General features: G+C 60.5%; 22 protein-coding genes. 8 read left to right on the top strand and 14 right to left on the bottom strand.

The window, feature by feature from the left end:
- Positions 1–52: 52 nt before the first annotated feature.
- Positions 53–1,447, bottom strand: a complete 1,395-nt coding sequence (locus AAAB16_RS09990) for a DUF2868 domain-containing protein (protein WP_340663189.1) — start codon at positions 1,445–1,447, stop codon at positions 53–55.
- Between the two features lie 112 nt (positions 1,448–1,559).
- Here AAAB16_RS09990 and AAAB16_RS09985 point away from each other — a divergent pair, with 112 nt between their 5' ends.
- Positions 1,560–2,072: a dihydrofolate reductase gene (locus AAAB16_RS09985; RefSeq protein WP_340663188.1), complete on the top strand. Its 513-nt coding sequence runs from the start codon at positions 1,560–1,562 to the stop codon at positions 2,070–2,072.
- Positions 2,073–2,154: 82 nt separating this feature from the next.
- Positions 2,155–2,802, top strand: coding sequence for a YitT family protein (locus tag AAAB16_RS09980; protein WP_340663187.1), 648 nt, complete (start codon positions 2,155–2,157; stop codon positions 2,800–2,802).
- Positions 2,803–2,823: 21 nt separating this feature from the next.
- Here AAAB16_RS09980 and AAAB16_RS09975 read toward each other — a convergent pair whose 3' ends face one another.
- Positions 2,824–3,282: a metallophosphoesterase family protein gene (locus AAAB16_RS09975; RefSeq protein ID WP_340663186.1), complete on the bottom strand. Its 459-nt coding sequence runs from the start codon at positions 3,280–3,282 to the stop codon at positions 2,824–2,826.
- A gap of 185 nt (positions 3,283–3,467) precedes the next feature.
- Between AAAB16_RS09975 and AAAB16_RS09970 the strand changes: the two genes are divergently transcribed.
- Complete coding sequence (locus AAAB16_RS09970; protein ID WP_340663185.1) at positions 3,468–4,526, top strand: haloacid dehalogenase-like hydrolase; 1,059 nt, start codon at positions 3,468–3,470, stop codon at positions 4,524–4,526.
- 184 nt (positions 4,527–4,710) lie between these two features.
- On the opposite strand, the gene ilvD is transcribed toward AAAB16_RS09970, so the two are convergent.
- The 3 genes from ilvD to AAAB16_RS09955 form a co-directional block, all read right to left on the bottom strand.
- Positions 4,711–6,552 carry a dihydroxy-acid dehydratase gene (gene ilvD / locus AAAB16_RS09965; protein ID WP_340663184.1) on the bottom strand — a complete coding sequence of 614 codons (1,842 nt, stop codon included), beginning with the start codon at positions 6,550–6,552 and terminating at the stop codon, positions 4,711–4,713.
- Between the two features lie 311 nt (positions 6,553–6,863).
- Positions 6,864–8,060 (bottom strand): class I SAM-dependent rRNA methyltransferase, encoded by a 1,197-nt coding sequence (locus AAAB16_RS09960; RefSeq protein WP_340663183.1) that lies wholly within the window; start codon positions 8,058–8,060, stop codon positions 6,864–6,866.
- 175 nt (positions 8,061–8,235) lie between these two features.
- A complete protein-coding gene (locus AAAB16_RS09955) occupies positions 8,236–8,775 on the bottom strand; it encodes a type 1 glutamine amidotransferase domain-containing protein (RefSeq protein WP_340663182.1) in 540 nt (179 codons plus the stop codon).
- 270 nt (positions 8,776–9,045) lie between these two features.
- Here AAAB16_RS09955 and AAAB16_RS09950 point away from each other — a divergent pair, with 270 nt between their 5' ends.
- From AAAB16_RS09950 to AAAB16_RS09940, 3 genes are all read left to right on the top strand, one after another.
- Entirely contained in the window at positions 9,046–9,858 is an 813-nt protein-coding gene (locus AAAB16_RS09950) for an HDOD domain-containing protein (protein ID WP_177411333.1), read from the top strand.
- 78 nt (positions 9,859–9,936) lie between these two features.
- On the top strand, positions 9,937–10,749 hold the full coding sequence (gene mutM, locus AAAB16_RS09945) for a bifunctional DNA-formamidopyrimidine glycosylase/DNA-(apurinic or apyrimidinic site) lyase (RefSeq protein ID WP_340663181.1): 813 nt from the start codon (positions 9,937–9,939) through the stop codon (positions 10,747–10,749).
- 238 nt (positions 10,750–10,987) lie between these two features.
- Positions 10,988–11,338: a multidrug transporter gene (locus AAAB16_RS09940; RefSeq protein ID WP_340663180.1), complete on the top strand. Its 351-nt coding sequence runs from the start codon at positions 10,988–10,990 to the stop codon at positions 11,336–11,338.
- Positions 11,339–11,401: 63 nt separating this feature from the next.
- Here AAAB16_RS09940 and ggt read toward each other — a convergent pair whose 3' ends face one another.
- The 6 genes from ggt to AAAB16_RS09910 all read right to left on the bottom strand — a co-directional run bounded on the left by ggt (position 11,402) and on the right by AAAB16_RS09910 (position 17,864).
- Positions 11,402–13,108, bottom strand: a complete 1,707-nt coding sequence (gene ggt, locus AAAB16_RS09935) for a gamma-glutamyltransferase (protein WP_340663179.1) — start codon at positions 13,106–13,108, stop codon at positions 11,402–11,404.
- A 4-nt stretch (positions 13,109–13,112) separates the two neighbouring features.
- Positions 13,113–13,364 (bottom strand): YfhL family 4Fe-4S dicluster ferredoxin, encoded by a 252-nt coding sequence (locus AAAB16_RS09930; RefSeq protein ID WP_110615354.1) that lies wholly within the window; start codon positions 13,362–13,364, stop codon positions 13,113–13,115.
- A 218-nt stretch (positions 13,365–13,582) separates the two neighbouring features.
- On the bottom strand, positions 13,583–14,062 hold the full coding sequence (gene coaD / locus AAAB16_RS09925; RefSeq protein WP_340663178.1) for a pantetheine-phosphate adenylyltransferase: 480 nt from the start codon (positions 14,060–14,062) through the stop codon (positions 13,583–13,585).
- Between the two features lie 109 nt (positions 14,063–14,171).
- Positions 14,172–15,767, bottom strand: a complete 1,596-nt coding sequence (locus AAAB16_RS09920) for a GMC family oxidoreductase (RefSeq protein WP_340663177.1) — start codon at positions 15,765–15,767, stop codon at positions 14,172–14,174.
- Positions 15,768–15,819: 52 nt separating this feature from the next.
- Complete coding sequence (locus AAAB16_RS09915; RefSeq protein WP_340663176.1) at positions 15,820–16,365, bottom strand: twin-arginine translocation pathway signal protein; 546 nt, start codon at positions 16,363–16,365, stop codon at positions 15,820–15,822.
- Positions 16,366–16,433: 68 nt separating this feature from the next.
- On the bottom strand, positions 16,434–17,864 hold the full coding sequence (locus AAAB16_RS09910) for a coniferyl aldehyde dehydrogenase (protein WP_340663175.1): 1,431 nt from the start codon (positions 17,862–17,864) through the stop codon (positions 16,434–16,436).
- A 299-nt stretch (positions 17,865–18,163) separates the two neighbouring features.
- On the opposite strand from AAAB16_RS09910, the gene AAAB16_RS09905 reads away from it, so the two are divergent.
- Entirely contained in the window at positions 18,164–18,823 is a 660-nt protein-coding gene (locus AAAB16_RS09905; RefSeq protein ID WP_340663174.1) for a TetR/AcrR family transcriptional regulator, read from the top strand.
- 3 nt (positions 18,824–18,826) lie between these two features.
- On the opposite strand, the gene AAAB16_RS09900 is transcribed toward AAAB16_RS09905, so the two are convergent.
- Positions 18,827–19,807 (bottom strand): hydrolase, encoded by a 981-nt coding sequence (locus AAAB16_RS09900; protein WP_340663173.1) that lies wholly within the window; start codon positions 19,805–19,807, stop codon positions 18,827–18,829.
- A gap of 121 nt (positions 19,808–19,928) precedes the next feature.
- On the opposite strand from AAAB16_RS09900, the gene AAAB16_RS09895 reads away from it, so the two are divergent.
- Complete coding sequence (locus tag AAAB16_RS09895; RefSeq protein ID WP_340663172.1) at positions 19,929–20,243, top strand: hypothetical protein; 315 nt, start codon at positions 19,929–19,931, stop codon at positions 20,241–20,243.
- Between the two features lies 1 nt (position 20,244).
- On the opposite strand, the gene rsmD is transcribed toward AAAB16_RS09895, so the two are convergent.
- The gene (gene rsmD, locus AAAB16_RS09890; protein WP_340663171.1) at positions 20,245–20,844 is read right to left on the bottom strand and encodes a 16S rRNA (guanine(966)-N(2))-methyltransferase RsmD; all 600 of its coding nucleotides are present in this window, start codon (positions 20,842–20,844) and stop codon (positions 20,245–20,247) included.
- Positions 20,844–21,685 (bottom strand): pitrilysin family protein (locus AAAB16_RS09885; RefSeq protein ID WP_340663170.1); only part of this gene is annotated, 842 nt, incomplete at its 5' end. The genes rsmD and AAAB16_RS09885, both read right to left, overlap by 1 nt.

The raw sequence follows: 21,685 nt of genomic DNA, 5'->3' as shown, positions 1-21,685 counted from the left end.
CCCCTCTCCCGCTTGCGGGAGAGGGGGTAGGGGTGAGGGCAGACCGTAACGCTTACTCATGCCCCGCCTCCAACCACCCCAATGGCGCCCCTTGCCGCCACTGCAAGCCCAATCCATCCAACGCCTGATGCCAATCTCCCAAGCGCTGGCTATCCAGCGCCTCCCCAGGCTCTGCTGCCAACAACCACACCCGCGCCTGTCCGGCACTGCGTGCCAACTCCGCGAGCAACGCCAAGGTGCCGCGATCCGGCGAGCGACGTGGGTCGCAGGCAATGGCTAAACGCGCCGGCGGAAAACGACTGAGCTGGTCCAACAAATGCTGACGCTGTTCGCGGCTATCAATCACCCCGGCATCGGCTACACCTTTGGGCAGTGCCGGTGGCCATGGGCGTTTGGGGTCCAGTTCAATCGCTACCAGCACGGCGCCTTCACTTTCCACAGCACCTCTGGCGGCGGGCACGGTAGCCGACAATTCCGGCGCCGCATCGGTCACTCCAAGCCGTTCGCTACTGGGTTGCAGGCGTTCACGCAGCAAGCTGTAACCCGGCAGGTTAAGGTCCAGGCGTAACGCTGAGCGCCCCCGGCGCCACCGCCAGGCGCAGAATACGGCGAGCAAGGCACGGGGCAGCACGCCATAGGCCAGTAACATGCCCAGCAGCCAAAGCGCCCAAGCCTGGCGTGCACTTTCCTCGGCTACTGCATCAGCGCCGCTGGCGCGAATCAGCTCGACGGTCGGGGTGCTAAAACCCAGCAACTGCGGCAGGGCGCCAAGGGTTTGCGTGAGGGTGACAAAGGTGTCGCTGCCAAGCAGGGTGGTTTCCCAAACAAAGCCATAACGGCGCGTAGCCAGTAGCGCCAACAGGCTGCCCAAGGCACTTAGCAAGGCCAGCAACCACAAGCCATGTACCAGCATGCCCAACGCCCAGCGATTTAACCGCTGGCGCTGCAATACGATCAGCAGGGCGGGCGCCAGCTGCGCCGCTTGGGCATCGCGGGCGAATTTCTCGCTAAGCCATAACCATAAGCGCCCCAACGTGGCGTGGCCGTCGCCAGCCAAAACCAGGCCAAGCGCCCAGCCGGCCAGCATGACCAGATGCAGGCCAAGCAAACTGCCCAATGCCCAGAACACATTCACCGGCCGCTGTCCGTCGCCCAATGCCGCCAGCCCCAGCCCGGCGCCGCTAAGTACTGCTAGCGCCATCAGTAACCACAGCGCCAAGCGCGCCCCCTGGTGCCAATGCAGCAGGGCGGTAAGCATGCCGTCACGTTGCGCCAACCACAGCGCGCGGGTTTCGATGCGGCTGGCCAGATCACCGCCAGCGGCCGCCGCCAGGCGATTGGCCTCGCGGTCTTCCAGCGGGCCGGCCTGCTCTTCACGCAGGCGCACGGCCTCGGTTAGCCACAGGCGTTGCAGGGGGGAGAGGGGCGGGGTATTCGAGTGGGTCATCAGCAACTCATGGTGGAAAAAGAGGTGCAGCAGAAGGGGAGGATAACCGCTCAAGCGTGCCCCATCATCCGTTTGCTTTTTTTCCAGCGCCCTTGCCGTTATCCTCGCCGCCATGAATACGACCCTACCTCTTTGCCTGATCGCCGCCCTCGCCGACAACCGCGTGATTGGCCGCGACAATCAATTGCCCTGGCATCTGCCGGCCGACCTCAAGCACTTCAAGGCCATGACCCTCGGCAAGCCGATCATTATGGGCCGCAAAACCTGGGACTCCCTGGGCCGGCCATTGCCGGGGCGACTTAACCTGGTGGTCAGCCGCCAAGCCGGTCTCACCCTGGAAGGCGCCGAGGTGTTCCCCTCGCTTGAAGCGGCGCTGGTGCGCGCCGAAGAATGGGCGCGGGCCGAGGATGCTGACGAACTGATGCTGATCGGCGGCGCCCAGCTCTATGAGCAAGGCCTGGCCCTGGCGCAGCGTCTTTACCTGACGCGCGTCGCCTTGAGCCCGGAGGGTGATGCTTGGTTTCCCGCCTTCGATGAAGCCGCTTGGCATCTGGCCTCCAGCATTGAGCACGATGCTGCGGCCGATAGCCCGGCCTACAGCTTCGAAGTCTGGGACAAACGTTAATCCCGCACACCGCACCAGCTGACTACGCTAAACACGCCGCCTCTCCTGGCGGCGTGCTGTTTTTGCTATTTCGAGGTCCCCCATGCAAGAAAACACCCCGGACGTCCTTGCGGCGGAAACCGTCGCGCCGCTCTTTGTCCGTCACCCACTGTGGGAAGACGGCCTGGCCATGATCTCCGGCACCGCTATGGTGGCATTGGGCATCGCCTTCTACGCCCATGCCGGGTTGCTAACGGGCGGCATGGTCGGCTTGGCGTTTCTGCTCAAGTACCAGGCCGGCGTGCCGTTTGGTTTGATGTTTTTTCTGCTTAATCTGCCGTTTTACCTGCTCGGCATCTGGCGCATGGGCTGGAGCTTTACCCTGCGCACCGGCTGCGCTGTGGCGCTGGTGTCGGTGCTGGCCGAGCTGACCCCGACCTGGGTCTCGTTTAACCACCTGAGTCCGCTGTATGCCTCGGTATTCGGCGGTTTAGCGATGGGTTTGGGCTTGCTGATGTTATTCCGGCACCGCGCTAGCCTGGGTGGGGTGAATATTCTTGCGCTGTTTTTGCAGGAGCGTTTTGGCGTGCGCGCCGGGTGGGTGCAGATGGGCGTGGATTTGCTTATCGTGCTGGCGTCGCTGTTTGTAATTGCGCCAGAGAAAGTGGGATTGTCGATTCTGGGCGCGTTGGCGTTGAACCTGGTGTTGGCCATTAACCATCGTTCGGATCGTTATACCGGTGTGAGTTAACCACCGGCCTTCCCGCGAAGGCTAGACCAATAGTTCTCGCAGCGTTCCGGTTACCTGCCCCTCTGCAATCTCCAAAAAACCCACACTGATCGGCAATTTAAACCGCCGCGGCCCAGCACTCCCGGGGTTGATATACAGCACGCCATGCACCTGCTTTTGCAGCGGCTTATGGGAGTGTCCGGTCACCACCACATCAATCCCGGCCGGCAGTTGCTCGGGCACATCGGCCATTTCATGCACCACGTAAATGCCGATGCCGTCGATGCGCAGCACGGCATGGGTGGGCACGCTGCTGGCCCAGCTGTCGTCTTTATCGTTGTTGCCGCGCACCACGGTCAGCGGCGCCAGGTCGCGCAGGGCTTCGAGGATCTCCGGCTTGCCGATATCGCCGGCATGCACAATGCGCTCGCAACCTTCGAGGGCGGCCACCGCTTCGGGGCGTAGCAAGCCGTGGGTGTCGGAAATCAGGCCGATTTTCATGGGCAGGGTCTCCCGAGTTAAACAGTTGAAATAGAAAAGCTTATTGGCCAAAGGGTCGTTTTTCGCGGTTTTCCATGGCGTTTTCACGACAGTGCATGGCGCTCTGGGCAATTGCACTGTCGCTGTCGGAGCAAGCGTGTAACGGTCATTTGTTAGCGTCGGGGTTTCATTCAGGGAGACCCACCATGAAGCTCGCTTCGTCGCTATTTGCCGCTGCATTCGCCCTTGGTTTGGCCGGCCAAGCCGCTGCCGCCACCGAGCTTAAACACTGGCCAGCAGATGCGGCCAAGCAACTGGACGCCATGATTGCGGCGAATGCCAATAAGGGCAACTTCGCGGTCTTCGATATGGACAACACCAGCTACCGCTACGATCTCGAAGAGTCCTTGCTGCCGTTTATGGAAAACAAGGGCGTGCTGACCCGCGACACGCTCGACCCCTCGCTAAAACTGATGCCCTTCAAAGACACCGCCGAGCACAAGGAAAGCCTGTTCAGTTACTACTACCGCCTGTGTGAGATCGACGACATGGTCTGCTACCCCTGGGTGGCTCAGGTGTTTTCCGGCTTTACCCTCAACGAGCTGAAAGGCTATGTCGACGAGCTGATGGCCTCCGGCAAACCTGTGCCGAGCACCTACTTCGAAGGCGATGTGGTCAAGACCATCGAGGTGCAGCCGCCCAAGGTCTTTACCGGCCAGGCCGAGCTGTACAACAAGCTGATGGAAAACGGTATTGAGGTGTATGTCATGACCGCCGCCTCGGAAGAGCTGGTGCGCATGGTCGCGTCCGATCCCAAGTACGGCTACAACGTTAAACCGCAGAACGTCATTGGTGTCAGCCTGCTGCTTAAAGACCCCAAGACGGGTGCACTGACAACCGCGCGCAAACAAATCACCGCCGGCAGCTACGATGCCAAGGCCAATATGGGCCTGGAAGTAACTCCGTATCTATGGACCCCAGCGACCTGGATGGCTGGCAAACAGGCGGCGATCCTCACCTATATCGATGAATGGAAAAAACCGGTGCTGGTGGGCGGCGATACCCCGAGCAGTGACGGCTACATGCTGTTCCACAGCGTGGATGTGGCCAAAGGCGGCATTCACCTGTGGATCAACCGCAAAGACAAATATATGGGCCAGATCAACGCCATGATGGCCAAGCATGCGGCAGCGCAGGCTAAGGAAGGACTGCCGGTGACGGCGGATAAGAATTGGCTGGTGGTGAAGCCTGAAGAGATTCAGTAACTGCGTATAAAAGCCCCTCTCCCCAGCCCTCTCCCGCGAGCGGGCGAGGGGGCCGACCACACCGCGATTAGATTCCCCTCTACCGCTTGCGGGAGAGAGGCTAGGGGAGAGGGGCCGTTGATCTTGCTCACGCCGACAAAAAAGCCCCGCACTAGGCGGGGCTTTTCATTTCAGCGGTAAGCGATTACAGCCCGTCCAACATCGCCTTGTTACGCACAGCACCCTTATCGGCACTGGTCGCCAACAACGCATACGCCTTCAGCGCAGTAGTCACTTTACGTGGCCGCTTCTCGACCGGCTTCCAGCCTTTCTTATCTTGCTCATGGCGGCGATGGGCAATCTCTTCATCGCTCACCAGCAAGTTGATGCTGCGGTTGGGGATATCGATCAGCACTTTGTCGCCGTCGCGCACCAAGCCAATAGCGCCGCCCGCTGCCGCCTCTGGCGAGGCGTGGCCGATGGACAGGCCCGAAGTGCCGCCGGAGAAGCGACCGTCGGTGAGCAGCGCACAGGCTTTGCCCAGACCTTTGGATTTCAGGTACGAAGTCGGGTAGAGCATCTCCTGCATACCCGGCCCGCCTTTCGGGCCTTCGTAACGGATGATGACGATATCGCCTTCTTTCACTTCATCGGCGAGGATGCCGCGCACCGCGCTGTCCTGGCTTTCAAAGATCTTGGCGTTGCCTTCAAACACATGGATCGACTCGTCGACGCCGGCGGTTTTCACCACGCAGCCATCCAGCGCGATGTTGCCGTACAGCACGGCCAGGCCGCCTTCTTTCGAATAGGCGTGTTCGAAGCTACGGATACAGCCGTTTTCACGGTCGTCATCCAGGGTTTCCCAACGGGTCGACTGGCTGAACGCAGTCTGAGTCGGAATTCCCGCCGGGCCGGCTTTGAAGAAGTGGTGCACGGCTTCGTCGTTAGTCTGGGTGATATCCCATTTGGCGATCGCTTCGGCCATGGACTTGCTGTGCACGGTCGGCAGGTCGGTGTGCAGCAGGCCGCCACGGGCTAGCGAACCAAGAATGCTGAAAATGCCACCGGCACGGTGCACATCTTCCATGTGGTACTTCTGAATATTCGGCGCCACTTTGCACAGTTGCGGCACTACACGGGAAAGACGGTCGATATCGCGCAGGTCGAAATCGATTTCGGCTTCTTGAGCGGCAGCCAGCAAGTGCAGGATGGTGTTGGTCGAACCGCCCATGGCGATGTCCAGCATCATGGCGTTTTCGAAGGCTTTGAAGTTGGCGATATTGCGCGGCAAGACCGACTCGTCACCCTCGCCGTAGTAGCGCTTGCACAGCTCGACAACAGTGCGCCCGGCCTGCAGGAACAACTGCTCGCGGTCGCTATGGGTGGCCAGGGTTGAACCGTTACCCGGCAGGGCCAGGCCCAAGGCTTCGGTCAGGCAGTTCATTGAGTTGGCAGTAAACATGCCGGAGCAGGAGCCGCAGGTAGGACAGGCGCTGCGTTCATACTCGGCGACTTTTTCATCGGAGGCGCTGCTGTCTGCGGCAATCACCATGGCGTCGACCAGGTCCAGGCCATGGCTGGCCAGCTTGGTTTTACCGGCTTCCATCGGCCCGCCGGAAACAAAGATCACCGGAATGTTCAGGCGCAACGCCGCCATCAGCATGCCGGGGGTGATCTTGTCGCAGTTAGAGATGCAGACGATGGCATCGGCGCAGTGCGCGTTAACCATGTATTCCACGGAGTCGGCGATGATCTCGCGGCTTGGCAGCGAATAGAGCATGCCGTCGTGGCCCATGGCGATGCCGTCATCGACGGCGATGGTGTTGAATTCTTTGGCCACGCCGCCGGCGCGTTCGATTTCGCGGGCAACCAGTTGGCCAAGGTCTTTCAAGTGCACGTGGCCCGGTACGAACTGGGTGAACGAGTTGGCGATGGCAATGATCGGCTTTTTAAAGTCTTCGTCCTTCATCCCGGTGGCGCGCCACAGAGCGCGAGCGCCGGCCATGTTGCGGCCGTGGGTGGAGGTTTTTGAACGGTAATCAGGCATGACGGTTTCCTGCGGCTAATCAGGTGTCTGTTGATAGGTGCTTGAGCGCTGATCTACCGGAGACGACGGCAGTTGGCCGTGCGGTCGGTGTGGGTCGTATTCGAAACGGGGTTACCGCTCGTACGGCCGGGGCCCAAAAGCCCGCCGGGGATGGGTGGCGAGGAATGGGCCGATTCTACGCCCCCCGCGCCCGCCTAGGAAAGGCTGACGGTCGGTGATGGCGAGGTGCTCTGTAGGGTGCGCCGTGCGCACCAGTGCGATATCGGCGTAAACCGCTTGGTGCGCACAGCACACCCTACGAGCGTTCTGCGTTATGCGTTGGGTAGCAACCGGCAGGTCAGGCTCTTGATGTAACGGGTTTCGGCAATGGCCATATGCACCGGGTGGTCCGGGCCTTGGCCGCCGCGTTCGAGCATGAGGATGTTGCGGTCCAGGTGGCGGGCGCTCTGCAGCAGGATGTTTTGCAGGTTGTCCTCTTCCAGGTGCATGGAGCACGACGCGCTAACCAGAATGCCGTCCTTGCTGAGCAGGCGCATGGCCATTTCGTTCAGGCGACGGTAGCCGGCTTCACCGTTTTTCATGTCTTTTTTGCGTTTGATAAAAGCCGGTGGGTCGCACACCACCACGTCAAAACGCTCTTCGGAGGACTTCAGCTCTTTCAGCGCGGCGAACACGTCGCCTTCGATGCAGGTCACTTTCTCGGCCACGCCATTAAGGGTGGCGTTGCGCTCTACGCCGTCCAGGGCAAAAGCCGAGGCGTCGACGCAGAACACTTCGCTGGCGCCAAACGCCGCCGCTTGCACGCCCCAGCCACCGATATAGCTGAACAGGTCGAGCACGCGCTTGCCTTTGACATAGGGCGCCAGGCGCGCGCGGTTCATGCGGTGGTCGTAAAACCAGCCGGTTTTCTGCCCTTCAATTACCGGCGCTTCAAACTTCACGCCGTTTTCTTCCAGGGCCACCCAGTCCGGCACTACGCCGAATGGAGTTTCCACATAGCGCGGCAAACCTTCAGCATCGCGTGCAGCGGAGTCGTTTTTAAACAGCACGCCACGCGGTTGCAGCACTTGCACCAGGGCGGCGAGCACGTCGTCCTTGTGGCGCTCCATGGTTGGCGAGGTGATTTGCACCACGAGAATGTCAAAGAAGCGGTCGACTACCAGGCCTGGCAGCAGGTCGGAGTCGCCGTACACCAGGCGATAGCACGGCTGCTCAAACAGGGTTTCACGCAGCGACAAGGCTACCTTGATGCGGTGTACCAGCAGGGACTTATCTAGGCTGTATTTGGTGTCGCGCGACAGCAGGCGGGCGCAGATCAGGTTGTTCGGGCTAATGCCGACAACACCAAGCGGCTTGCCGCCAGCGGCTTCAAGAATGGCTTGGTCGCCGGCCTGGAAGCCCGAGAGCGGGGTGGCGGCGACGTCGATTTCGTTGCTGTAAACCCACAGATGTCCGGCGCGCAGGCGGCGATCGGCATTGGCTTTGAGGCGCAGGCTGGGCAGGGACATGGGGTCACTCTCCGAAAAAAGAGCGGGAGTATAACGTAGGTTGGGTGGAGCGCAGCGAAGCCCAACACACGCAGTACTCGGAGGGCGCCGATGTTGGGCTTCGCCTGTGGCTCAACCCAACCTACGAGATCACCGGTTGCAGGAAACGAGGCTGAAGCCTCAAAACCGTTGAGGCTTAGGCAGCCAAGGCTTCGATCAGCTTTTTGTTAAACGCCGGAATGTCATCCGGTTTGCGGCTGCTGATAAAGGTGCCGTCTTGCACCACTTCTTCATCCACCCATTTGCCGCCGGCATTGGTGATGTCGTCTTTCAGCGAGCTCCAACTGGTGATGGTGCGACCTTTTACCAGGCCAGCAGAAACCAATAGCCAAGCACCATGGCAGATCACCGCAATGGGTTTTTCATTTTGCGTGGCTTGCACCACCAGGCTCTGTGCACCGGGAATGCTGCGAATGGTGTCGGAGTTCATGACCCCGCCTGGCAGTACCAAGGCGTCGTAGTCGCCAATATTGGCGGCCTCGAAGGTTTTGCTGACGGTGAAGCTGTCGCCGGGCTTGTCGTGGTGCCAGCCTTTTACTTGGCCGGTGCTGGCCGAGAGGATATCCACCGCTGCGCCAAGCTCTTCCAACGCATCTTTGGGGCCGGTCAGCTCCACTTGTTCGAAGCCGTCGGTTACCAACAGGGCGATGCGTTTGCCTTTCAGGGAGGTGCTCATGTTCGGCTCCTTAACGTTGAGGGCGTTAAGTTCCGAGGGGCTGGCGCTGCGGAAAGTTCAGGCTGTCTGTGCTCAGACGAATGGTGCAGGGCGGCTTGCCGCGAATTTATTGAGGTCTTTCCGTCTGTCAGGGATTTCCTGCAATCCTGAGGGTTACGGCGCTTAACGGGGCGGGTAGACTGTGGCTTCCGTCACGTTAACAACGCCCGTGCAGTCATGGCCCCAGAACTTACCGCCGAACAAATTCAGAAAGTGCTGCAAGGCATCAGCGTGCCGCCGCAGCCTCAGATCATGGTCGACCTGCAAATGGAGCAGGTGATGCCGTTCCCGGATCTGAAGAACATCGCCAAGCTGATCAGCCAGGATCCCGGCCTTTCCGGCGCGTTGCTTAAAATCGTCAATTCGCCGTTTTTCGGCCTGTCCAACCGCATCGCCTCGATTCAGCAGGCGGTCAATCTGCTGGGTTCCAATACGGTGATCAACCTGATCAACGCGCAGTCGATCAAGGGCGAAATGAGCGATGAGGCCATTGTCACCCTTAACCGTTTTTGGGACACCGCGCAGGACGTGGCCATGACCTGCCTGACCCTGGCCAAGCGCATCGGTTACCAGTCGGCCGACGAGGCGTACACCTTGGGCTTGTTTCACAACTGCGGCATCCCGCTAATGATCAAGCGCTTCCCCGACTATATGACGGTGCTGGAAGAGGCCTACGCCAGTGCCACCAGCGAGCGGCGCATTGTCGATACAGAAAACCGTGTGCTGAACACCAACCATGCCGTGGTGGGTTACTTCACTGCCAAGTCGTGGAATTTGCCGCTGCACTTGTGTGAGGCCATCGCCAATCACCACAACACGCTGTCGATTTTTACTGACGACTCGGTGCGTGATGCGCAGCTGAAAACGCTGTTGGCGATTCTGAAGATGTCCGAGCACATCTGCGAAAGTCACCGCATTTTGGGTAACCAGACCGAAGACCATGAGTGGCAGAGCATCGAACAGCTGGTGCTGGAATATGTGGGCTTGTCGGAATACGACTTCCAGACCCTGAAAGAAAGCATCCGCGATTTGAGCATGCATTAATGCGCGGCGGTCGGGCTTGCAGCCCATGGCCGCCATTCTGCTAAGGTGCCCACCTGTCCTTTTGCCGTGCCGTGCGCCATGCCTGAACTTCCTGAAGTAGAAACCACCCGACGCGGCATTGCGCCGTACCTTGAAGGCCAGCGCGTTAGCCGCGTGATTGTGCGTGACCGTCGCTTGCGTTGGCCGATCCCGGAAGACCTTGATGTGCGCCTCTCCGGCCAACGCATTGAAAGCGTCACGCGGCGCGCCAAGTACCTGTTGCTGACGGCCGAGGCGGGCACGCTGATTAGTCATTTGGGCATGTCCGGCAATCTGCGTTTGGTGCCGATTGATACGCCGGTGGCCAAGCATGAGCATGTGGATATCGAGTTGGAGTCGGGGCTGGCGCTGCGTTACACCGACCCGCGACGCTTTGGCGCCATGCTCTGGAGTACCGAGCCGCTGTTGCATGAGTTGCTGGTAAAACTGGGGCCGGAGCCGCTGACTGAGCTATTCGACGGCGACCGGCTGTTCACGCTTTCACGCGGCAAAACCATGGCGGTAAAGCCTTTCATCATGGATAACGCCGTGGTGGTCGGGGTCGGCAATATCTACGCGACCGAAGCCTTGTTTGCCGCCGGTATCGACCCGCGCCGTGAGGCCGGGTCCATTTCGCGGGCGCGTTATCTGGAGCTGTCACTGCAGATCAAACGCATCCTCGCGCACGCCATCGAACGGGGCGGCACCACCTTGCGCGACTTCGTGGGGGGCGATGGCCAGCCGGGTTATTTCCAGCAGGAGTTGTTTGTGTACGGGCGCGGTGGCGAGTTCTGCAAAACCTGCGGCACTACCTTGCGCGAGGTGAAACTGGGGCAGCGCGCCAGCGTGTATTGCCCGCGTTGTCAGCGCTGATACAGCGGCGTTTTTTCCCTGATTCGCCTCGCTCTTCAGCTTGAAGGCTCGGCAAAAAAACCGTGGTGTTTACAGGGCGTGTGTAAGCGCACAGTTACGCGCGGATTTTTCCTCGCCAATCGCCCTGCAAAACCCGCAGAATGCGATCTCCAGCGATTGACGGCCGTCACGCTGACAATTTCCGGCGCGCTGTTATAGTTACAGCCACCGCACTTTGAATCGATGAAGGACCGCACTCATGAACCTGTTTCGCTCAACCGCTGTTGTCCTGGCGCTGACCACTGGCCTTCTGGCACTGCCGGTAATGGCGGACGGGTCGAGTACCTCCAACCAGAGCGGCGACCCTGCCTATGATCTGCAAGCACCACCTGCCTACGCCATGGTCGGTGATTTGGTCATCGCTCGCCCGCTGCTGATTGCCGCGACTGTGATTGGCGCTGGCGTATTCGTCATCAGCCTGCCGTTCACCGCTTTGGGCGGTAACGTCGGTGAAGCCGGCAAGGCGTTGGTGGTTGATCCAGGCAAAGAAGCCTTTGTGCGCTGCCTGGGCTGCACTGAAAGTGGCTACAAGCGTCCTCAGCAGCAGTGATTTGACGCCCGCGGGCGAACACAAAAAAGCCGGTCAGTTGACCGGCTTTTTTGTGTCTGCGATTCAGGGTTTGCTGGGCGAAAGCTTGGCCTGGCCGATTCCACGCGGGTCGCTCGCAGCCTCAACGCTGGCGTTGTCTTTATGCCACTGCAACACCTGCTGATTGCCATAAGGCCGCGCCACCGGTTTGACCTGATAACCGCGCCCTTGCAGGGCTTTAAGCTCGGCGCCAGTAAACGCATTGGGCTCGTACTCCACCACATCCGGCAAGTACTGATGGTGGTAGCGCGGCGCCGCCGGCCAACTCGCCACCGGCTGGCCGTCCAGATACTGCAGCATCGCCAGCAACACCATGCTGGGGATGCGGCTGCCGCCGGGGGTGCCGAAGGCGCTGAATTGCGTAGGACTTTCAATAAAGCTCGGGCTCATGCTCGACAACGGCCGTTTACCCGCAGCAATGGCATTGGCTTGGCTGCCACTTAAGCCATAGGCGTTAGCGCCCTGAACGTTGGCGGCAAAGTCGTCCATCTCATCATTAAGCAACACGCCAGTGCCTGGCGGGGTGAACGCGGCGCCAAAGGGCAAGTTCACCGACAGCGTCGCCGACACGGCATTGCCCGATGTGTCCAGCACCACAAAGTGGGTGGTGTGGTTGCCTTCTTTCCAGGCTGGCGACGGCGGCAGGCTGCTGCTTGGGGTGGCTTTCTGCGGGTCGATGCCACTGGCCAGTTGCTTGAGGTAGTTGGCGTCGAGCAGTTGCGTAATGGGGTTGGCGACAAAGTCCGGGTCGCCGAGCAAGCCGCGATCACGATAGGCACGGCGCAGCACTTCAATCACGTAATGAGCACGCTGCAGCTTGTCCGCTTCGCGCCAGGGCAGCTGCTGGAGCATGGTCAGGCTTTGCGCCAGGGCAATGCCGCCAGCGGAAGGTGGCGGCGCGCTGATCAGTTCGCGGCCATCGGCCAGCGGATAACGCAGTGGCTGGCGCTCTACCACTTGGTACTGCTCAAGGTCTTTGAGGGTCCAGATACCGCCAGCGGCGCGTACGCCGTCCACCAGCTTTTGCGCGGTCTCGCCGCTGTAGAAACCGGGTTTACCGTAGCGGCCCAGGCGTTCCAGGGTGTCGGCCAGATCGTGTTGGCGCAGCAGGCTGAGTGCTTTGGGAATCTCGCCTTTTTCGTCGAGAAACAAGCGCGCCGTTTCCGGGTTGTCACGCAGCGCCGATAGGCGCCATAACGCCCGCTCGCGGTACACCGGGTCGATGGAGACGCCATCACGGGCCAGGCGAATAGCCGGGCCGAGCGAATCAATCAGCGGCAGCTTGCCGTATTTGCGCGCCAGCTCCACCAGCGCCGCCGGCAGCCCAGGAACTGCCGCGGCTAGCGCTCCATCCAGCGATAGCCCGGCCTGCACCTGGCCATCGCGCTTGTACATATCGGCATGCGCCGCCAGCGGCGCACGTTCGCGGGCATCGAGAAAACGGTAGGTGGGTTGTTCGCTCGCCTGGCGCAGCAGAAAGAAGCCGCCGCCACCCAGGCCCGAGCTATAGGGCTCGACCACCGCCAGCGCGGCGCTGACGGCAATTGCGGCATCAAAGGCATTGCCACCGGCGGCCAGGGTTTCCAGGCCGGCGATGGTGGCAGCGGGGTGGGCGCTGGCGATGGCCGCCTGTTTTGGCGCCTGCGCGGCGGCAGCGGTGAACGCAACAAAGAGCAGCAAGGCGGCGATCAGCGCCTTGCCGGGGTGGCTGCCACGCATCCGGCAGCCCATGGGTTTAGGCCTTACCCGTGAGGATCAAGTACTTGTTCATCAGCTCGTCCTTGCTCTCGACATTGTTTTCGTCGAGGGGGATGCAATCGACCGGGCACACCTGCTGGCACTGCGGCTCGTTGTAATGGCCGACGCATTCGGTGCACAGGTTAGGGTCGATAACGTAGATCTCTTCACCCTGCGAAATGGCGGCGTTAGGGCACTCAGGCTCGCAAACATCGCAGTTGATGCAGTCGTCGGTGATGATTAAAGACATGAAACACAACTCCTGCCGAAGCGGATAACCACGGCATGTTCAGACAGCGGAAGCGCAAATTGTGCCGGATTGTCGGGGAGGGCGCCAATCGTTGCGCGCAGTAGAGCCCTTTCACCGTCATTCCCGCGCAGGCGGGAATCCAGAATCGGCAAGCTGACGGTGCTCCCCGCAGCAGCCTGGGTCTACGCCTGCGAGGGGACGACCGGCGTAAGTTGCGCTTACTTCTTGAACCGTTCCAGCAGTGCCTCGGCCACTGCCGGGTGCACAAACTTGCTGATATCGCCGCCCAGGTTGGCGATTTCGCGCACCAGGGTGGAGGAGATAAACGAATACTTTTCGGACGGGGTCAGAAATAGGCTTTCCACATCGGGCACCAATATGCGGTTCATATTGGCCAACTGAAATTCGTATTCGAAGTCGGACACCGCACGCAGGCCGCGCAGGAAGATATTGGCGCCCTGCTCTTTGGCGAAATGCGCCAGCAGGGTGGAGAAGCCGACCACTTCCACGTTGGGCAAGTGTTTGGTCACTTCACGGGCCAGTTCCACCCGTTGTTCGAGGGGGAACAGCGGGTTTTTCTTCGGGCTGGCCGCGACGGCTATGACCACTTGATCGAACAGGCGCGAGGCGCGTTCAACGAGGTCACCGTGACCCTTGGTGATGGGGTCAAAGGTACCTGGGTACAACACTCGATTCATCGTGACGTCCTGGCGCAGGCCATAGGGGAGTCGGATGGTAGCGCAGCAGCCCCCCTGGGCCAAGTCATGGGCGCTGTCGAACGTAGGAATAGTCCGGCAGCGCCTAGTGTCACGCGGCTTTCAGGCGTTCCGCCAATTGCGTGGCCAGTTGCGCGGTGAGGCCATACACCGACAATTGCGGGTTGGCGCCAATGCTGGTGGGGAACAACGAACCATCATGAATCGACAGATTGCTGAGCTGATGATGGCGACCAAGACTGTCGGTTACCGCCTGCGTCGGGTCTTCACCCATGGCGCAGCCGCCCATCACGTGGGCGCTGCCCAGGCGGGTGCGGTAAATCTCCAGGCTCAGGCTGTCGATCAGGCTTTTAGCTTCACCAATGGTCTTCACATAGTCGGCATCGGCATGCAGCGGCAGCACGCTTTTGGCCCCGGCGGCGAACTGGATTTCGGCCATGGTGTGGAAGGCGCGGCGAATGCCATCCCAGGTGTAATCGGTCATCTGGTAATCGAGCACCGGGCTGCCGTCACTGCGCAGTTCAACTGTGCCTTCGGCGCTGTCCGGGTGAAAACCGTCGCGCAACAGGGCGAGCATGGCGTTGGTATGCGGCAGTTGCTCCATGCGCATGGCGTTGTCCACACCAAACCGGCCGAGTAACGTCGAGGTTAGCGACGGCTGCAGGGGCGGTACTTCGAGCTTGTAGGACATGCGCCCGGTGGTGCCGTCGTCCCACTGGAAGTGGTCGGAATAGATCGATTGCGGTGCGCCGTAAAACGGGTTGATCACCTGCTCGAACTGCGCGGCGGAGAAGTTTACCAAGTGAATAAAGGTGCGCTTGCCGGTGCGCTGGTGCGGGTCTGGCGCTTTGGAACGCAGCAGAATGGCCGGGGTGTTGATGCCACCGCCGGAGAGCACGTAATGCTTGGCCTTAACCGTGATAGTGCGGCCGGTCGGCGCTACGCAGCGCTCGTCCATGGCCTGGCACTGAATGCCGGTGACCTTGTCGCCCTCGATCAGCAGCTTGTCGGCGCGAGCCAAATACAGCAGCTCGCCGCCTTTTTCCAAGGTGGCGGGAATGGTGGTCACCAGCATCGACTGCTTGGCGTTGGTCGGGCAGCCCATGCCGCAGTAACCTAAGTTCCAGCAGCCGAGCACGTTACGGGGAATGACCTTCCAGTGATAACCGAGCTTGTCGCAGCCCGTGCGGATGACATCGTTGTTGGCGTTGGGCGGCATGATCCACTGGGCCACGCTCAGGCGCCGCTCCATCTTCTCGAACCAGGGTGCCATCTCGGCCACGCTATGGCCTTTGACGTTATGTTCTTTGGCCCAGTGTTCGAGGGTCGGTTCTGGCGTGCGAAAGCTCGAGGTCCAGTTCACCAGTGTGGTGCCGCCCACGGCGCGCCCTTGCATGATGGTGATGGCGCCGTCTTTGCTCATCCGGCCGATGCCTTCCTGATAGAGGCTGGGGTAAGCCTCAGCCTCCTGCATCTTGAAGTCGCTGCTGGTTTTCAGTGGGCCTTCTTCAATCAGCAGCACTTTGAAACCGGCTGCGCTGAGGATTTCTGCCGTCGTGCCGCCGCCCGCACCGGTGCCGACAATCACCACATCGGCGTCCAGGGTCAGGTCGTTTTCCAGGCGTGAGCCGTTGTAGGTTTTCCAGCCGCGGGCAAGGCCGTCGGCAAACAGATCAGGTACGGGCATTCGGGCGATCTCGGCTTAATTCTTATTAGTAGAGGTGCAGCAACGCGTGCGCTCAGACCTTGGGCGGCCCGGGGTAGCCGCAGTGTGCCCAGGATTCCGGGCGGCCATACCAGGACATCATCACCAGCTGCAGCACCGAGGCATGGCCCATGCGTAACAGGCTGAGCGAGCTGTTCTGCCAGCGTTCGAGGAAGTGGCTGATGTCCTCGCTGGACGCATTGTCCCAACTGCCCCACACGCCGGTGAGCGGCCCACGGGTGACGGCCATGGCCAACACATCGAACAGCTGCACGGTGAGCTTGAGCAGCTCCGGCGACACGTGATTGAGGCTGTAGTCGAGGTTTTGCAGGGTGCCAGTGATGGCTTGCGGCATATTTTCCGGCTTCACCGCGCCGGCGAGCATCACCGCAATCACGGCCTTGAGAAAGGGCAGGTCGCTGTCACGCACAATGGCGAAACCGCTGGCTGGCGAGCTGGCCGAACAACCACTGAGGCTGGCGGTGAGCCCTGCCGTGGCGAGAAAGGCCGAGCCCATCAAACCGACCTTGAGCAGACCGCGCCGCGAGAGAACGGGCGCTTGGATTACTGAGTCATTCATTATTGTTTTTTGACCTCATCACACGGCCTGAACGGGCTCTATCGGCCCGTCGCAGGTTCAGACTGGGTTTAGCGCAGGAACAGTTTCAGCACCAGTTTCTGCAAGGCTTTGCCATAGGGCGGGTAGATTACTTTTGCGGCGTTAAAGCGCTGTTTGATAAACACGCCCTTGGCCTTGCTAAAGGTCAGGAAGCCCTCGTGGCCGTGGTAGTGGCCCATGCCCGAAGCGCCGACGCCACCGAAGGGCATATCGTCCTGCGCCACGTGCAGCAGGGTGTCGTTCAAGCACACGCCGCCGGCATGGGTTTCATGCAGCACGCGTTTTTGCTCGGCCTTGTTGTAGCCGAAGTAGTACAGCGCCAGCGGCCGTGGCCGGTCGTTGATATAGGCGAAGGCATCTTCCAGGCGCTCGTACGGCACGATGGGCAGCAGCGGGCCGAAGATTTCGTCCTGCATCAGCTTCATCTCGTCGTTCACGTTTAGCACCACGGTTTGCGCCAGGCGCCGGCCTTGGCTTTCCGGGAACAGCGGCACCAGTTTCGCGCCTTTGCTCTCGGCGTCGCTGAGCAGGCCTTTGAGGCGCTGCAATTGGCGCTCGTTGATCACGGCGGTGTAGTCGGGGTTGTCTTTCAGGCTTGGGTAGAAGCCTTGCACGCTCTTGCGATAGGCCTCGACAAAGCCGTCGACGCGGTCCCTGGGCACCAGCACATAGTCTGGCGCCACGCAGGTTTGCCCGGCGTTCATGGTTTTGCCGAACGCGATGCGCTCGGCGGCGTCGTTAAGCGGCACATCGTGGGAAACAATGGCCGGCGATTTACCGCCCAGTTCCAGCGTCACCGGCACCAGGTTTTCCGCCGCCGCGCGCATAACATGGCGGCCAATGCTGGTGGCGCCGGTAAACAGCAGGTGGTCGAACGGCAACTTGGAAAAGGCCATGCCCACTTCGGCTTCGCCCAGCACCACGGCCACCAAGTCTTCGGGGAAGATGCGCGCCAGCAGGTCTTTGATCAGCTGCGAGGTGATGGGCGTCGACTCGCTCATCTTGATCATCACGCGGTTACCGGCGGCCAACGCGCCCACCAGCGGGCCAATGGCCAGAAACAGCGGGTAGTTCCACGGCACGATCACGCCGATCACACCCAACGGCTGGTAAATCACCTTGGCGCTGGCCGGCTGGAAGGCCGGGCCGACGGAGCGGCGCGACGGCTTCATCCATTTTTTGATGCGTTTGGTGGCGTAGTGAATGCCGTGCACGCTGGGCATCACTTCGGCCAGCAGGGTTTCTTCGGCGGCGCGGTTGCTGAAGTCTTGGGAGATGGCCTGCACCAAGGTGTCTTTCTCTTTCAGCAGCAGCTCGCACAGGCTGTTGAGCCACTGAATGCGTTGCGCCGCTTCCGGCATGGGGTTAGCGCGGAAGGCTTCGCGCTGGGCTTTGAGCAGTTCGTCGAGCTGGGAAATTTGCTGTTGGTTTTGTTGTAAGTAAGCAACGTCGGCGACCATTTGAAGGCTCCTGGGCAGTCCAGTTAAGGGAACCCAGGCCGGCAGAAACGTCGGTTCAGGGTTGCGCAAAACAGCGTGCTGGATTTTTAGAGCAATTACTCTAATGTGTCAAATAGGATGCCGACAAGGCGCCGCAGATGCACCCCAACGAAAAGTTAGGCTGCGATCTTTCTGTGGTCTCTGGTAACAATTAGCGCGCTTGTGCGTGTACCTTTGGCGCAAGAGGAGAGCTGAGTCTGGCGCTGAAAACAGCTCTAGAACGCAGCTGCTAGAGAATTTGTGTGTGAGGTACGAGCGCCATGGCCGCGCCAATGAAAACCCGCGAACGCATCATCCAAGCCAGCCTGGAGCTGTTTAACCTTCAGGGTGAACGCAATGTGACCACCAACCACATTGCCGCGCACTTGGTGATTTCGCCGGGCAATTTGTATTACTACTTCCGAAATAAGCAGGCGATCATCGCCGAGCTGTTCAGCCAATACGAACAGCAGGTCGACACCTTTTTGCGTCCGCCAGAAGGCCGCGCCATGACGGTGGAAGACAAAACCTTCTACCTCGAAGCCTTGCTCGCCGCCATGTGGCATTACCGCTTTCTCCATCGCGACCTTGAGCATTTGCTGGAAAGCGATGCCAACCTGGCGGCGCAGTACCAACAGTTTTCCCTGCGCTCCATGGGCCGCGCCAAAGCGATTTACCAAGGCTTTGTCGATGCCGGCATTTTGCTGATGGGCGAGCGGCAGATCGAAGCGCTGACCCTTAATGCCTGGATCATCATGACCTCCTGGGTGCGCTTTCTGTGCACCTCACGCGGTGACATGGGCGACCTCAGCGAAGAGATGTTGCGCCGCGGCATCTACCAGGTGCTGGCGCTGGAGGGCGGCTATATCGCCCCGCAGGCACGCGAGGCGGTGGACGCCTTGCAGCAGCGCCTGTTCGTGCCAATCGATGGTGTGGTGTAGGGGCTAGCTAAGCGCTGCCAGCCACTGCGGAATGCGCCGCTCAAGGTAATACTCCGGGTGGCGCAGCGAGCCCTGAATAAAACCCACATGACCGCCATGGGTGTGCAGTTCGAATTGCACGCAACTGGCCAGTTCGTCTGGTTCCGGCAGGCTGTGGGGAAACACAAAAGGGTCGTCCGTCGCCTGAATCATCAGCGTTGGTGTCTGAATACGGCTGAGAAAATAGCGGCTGGATGAGCGCTTGTAGTAGTCCTCTGCATCGACAAAGCCATGCAGCGGCGCGGTGACCCGGCCATCAAAATCCCAGAACGTGCGCATATTGGTCAGCGGGCCGAGCTTTTCCAGAATCGACAGGCGATCGGCCTGGCCTTTGTGGGCGAACAGGCGCTGTTTGTCTTTTACGTAGGCGAGCATCTCGCGCATAAAGTGCGCTTGATAGACCTTGGAAAAGCCCATGCCGATGCGGTCGGCACATTGGTCCAAGCGAAACGGCACCGACACCGCCACCGCGCCTTGCAACTGGCTATCGGCACCACTTTCGCCCAAGTACTTGAGCAGCACATTGCCACCCAGCGAATAACCAACCGCATACAGCGGCGCCATCGGCCGCTTGGCGCGCAGGTGGCGGATGGTTTCGGCCAAGTCTTCGCTGGCGCCGGAGTGGTAACCGCGCGGCAACAGGTTGGGCTCGCCTGAGCAGCCACGCCAGTTCAACGCCACGCTGGCCCAGCCTTGCGCCGCCAAGTTTTGTTGCAGGCCGAGCACGTACAACGAACTGGAAGAGCCGGTCAGGCCATGCAGCGCTAGCACCAGTGGCGCGTCGGCTTTATGCGGGCCGTGCCAGTCCAGATCGAGAAAGTCACCATCCTCCAGCCACAGACGTTCGCGCTGGCGTTCAAGCGCGGGCGGCTTGCGGCACAGCGCATTCCACAGGGTTTGCAGATGGGGGTTGGGCAGCCACCAGGCGGGCGTAAAGGTATCCATGGACTAGCTGACCTTGGGGAGGAGCTGACAGCTTACTAAGCCCGGTCTGATGCACAAACACTGGCGCCTGCGCACAAGGTTGGCGTCTGTTTCCAGCAAGCATTCACAGAGGGTGATAGGCATGGCAAGTAAGCACGTAAAGGTTTTAGGGTTGGTATCGCTGCTGCTGTCGGCAACGGCAATGGCCGCCGGCAACGGTTGGGATTATTCGGCAGATGAGCAACCGTTTGCCGGCTCGCGCCAGACAGACGAGCCAACGGTAAGGTTTAAATTCAGCTCCGACGACCCTACGCCCAGGGTCTCGGTGGAGAACAAAAAAAGCTACGACTCCACCGGCAACCTCAGCATCGACAACGACCTGCAGCAAGAGTCCGAGCGTTGCAACCGCATCCGCAGCCAACTGCGTGGCAAAGATGCCTACAAACTCAACTGCTGAGCTAGACGCTGCGCTGCCACAGTGCGTAGTACACCTGACCGGCCTTTTGCTCACGGTGCAGGCGCCAGTTACCAGGCATGCTCAGGGTAGAAGGCGGGTTTTCACTTTCGGTGTAAACCCAAGCGTCATCCGCCAGCCAACCCTTTTCTTCCAGCAGCGTGCAGGCCGGTTGCAACATGTTCTGGCTAAAGGGCGGGTCGAGAAATACCAGGTCAAACGGCGTGGCGTTCTGGGTTTCTAGATAACGCAGGGTGTCGGTCTGCAGCAGTTGGCCGCTGGCGCATTTCAGCGTGTCGAGGGTCTGGCGCAGGCTAGCGATGGCCGCGCCATTGACGTCCAGCGCCAGAGCCACGCTGGCGCCACGCGACAGGGCTTCGAGGTACAACGCGCCGCTGCCGGCAAACAAATCCAGCACCCGCGCGCCCTGTACATAGGGCGCTAGCCAGTTAAACAACGTTTCCCGCACACGGTTGGGCGTTGGCCGCAGCCCGTGGGCCATGGGGAAACTGAATTGGCGGCTGCGCCATTCGCCGCCAATGATGCGCAACTGGCCGAGGCCACCATGGGCGGGGGCGTTGCCTGGTTTTACGGGACGGGCCATTAATGCTCCGGAACGCCAAGCGCGGGCTCGGCAGGGTGATCGGTGGGAGGCGGCAAAGGCTTTTGCGGCACGGTTGGGCCAGCGGTAACGATGACCAAGGCATCGGCATTCAGGTGCTTGGCCATGGCGGCTTTTACCGCATTGACGTCGAGCGCCTGGACCTGCTGCATAAAGTCTTCCAGGTAATTCAGCGACAAATCATAGAAACCAATGGCGCCCAGTTGCGCAACTATATCGCCATTGCTGGCGGTGGACAGCGGAAAGCTCCCGGCCAGCTCGCGCTTGGCGTCACCGACCTCTTTCTGCGTCGGGCCGGTAGCCAGGTAATCACGCAAGATGTCCTGCACCAGTTTCAGCGCGCCTTCGCTTTGTTCGGCGCGGGTTTGCAGGCTGATCATAAACGGCCCGCGCGCCTGCATGGCGGTGAAGCCCGAGGATATGCCGTAGGTCAGGCCGCGTTTCTCGCGGACCTGGTCCATCAAGCGTGTACCGAAACCACCGCCACCGAGAATCTGGTTGCCGAGAAACAGCGCGGCATAGTCGGGGTCGGCGCGGTCGATGCCCATCTGCGAGAGCAACAGTGTGGTTTGCTTGGACGGGAACTCGATATGGGTCAGCCCGGCTTTTGGCTCTTGCGGCTGGACGGTTTTGGCCAGCGCCGGGCCCTGGGGCAGCGCGGCAGAAACCTGCGCCGTAATCGCTTCAGCCTCGGCACGCGACAGATCGCCTACCAAAGCGATCACCGCATTGCCCGCCGCGTAGGCTTTGTGATGGAACGCTTGCATCTGCGCGATGGTGATGCCGGGAATCGACTTGGCATCGCCGTCACTGGAGTGGGCGT

The sequence above is a fragment of the Pseudomonas sp. genome (assembly GCF_037994325.1).
Classification (GTDB): domain Bacteria; phylum Pseudomonadota; class Gammaproteobacteria; order Pseudomonadales; family Pseudomonadaceae; genus Aquipseudomonas.
Note: the sequence above shows the minus strand (reverse complement) of the source record. Positions and strands in the feature narration are given on the sequence as shown.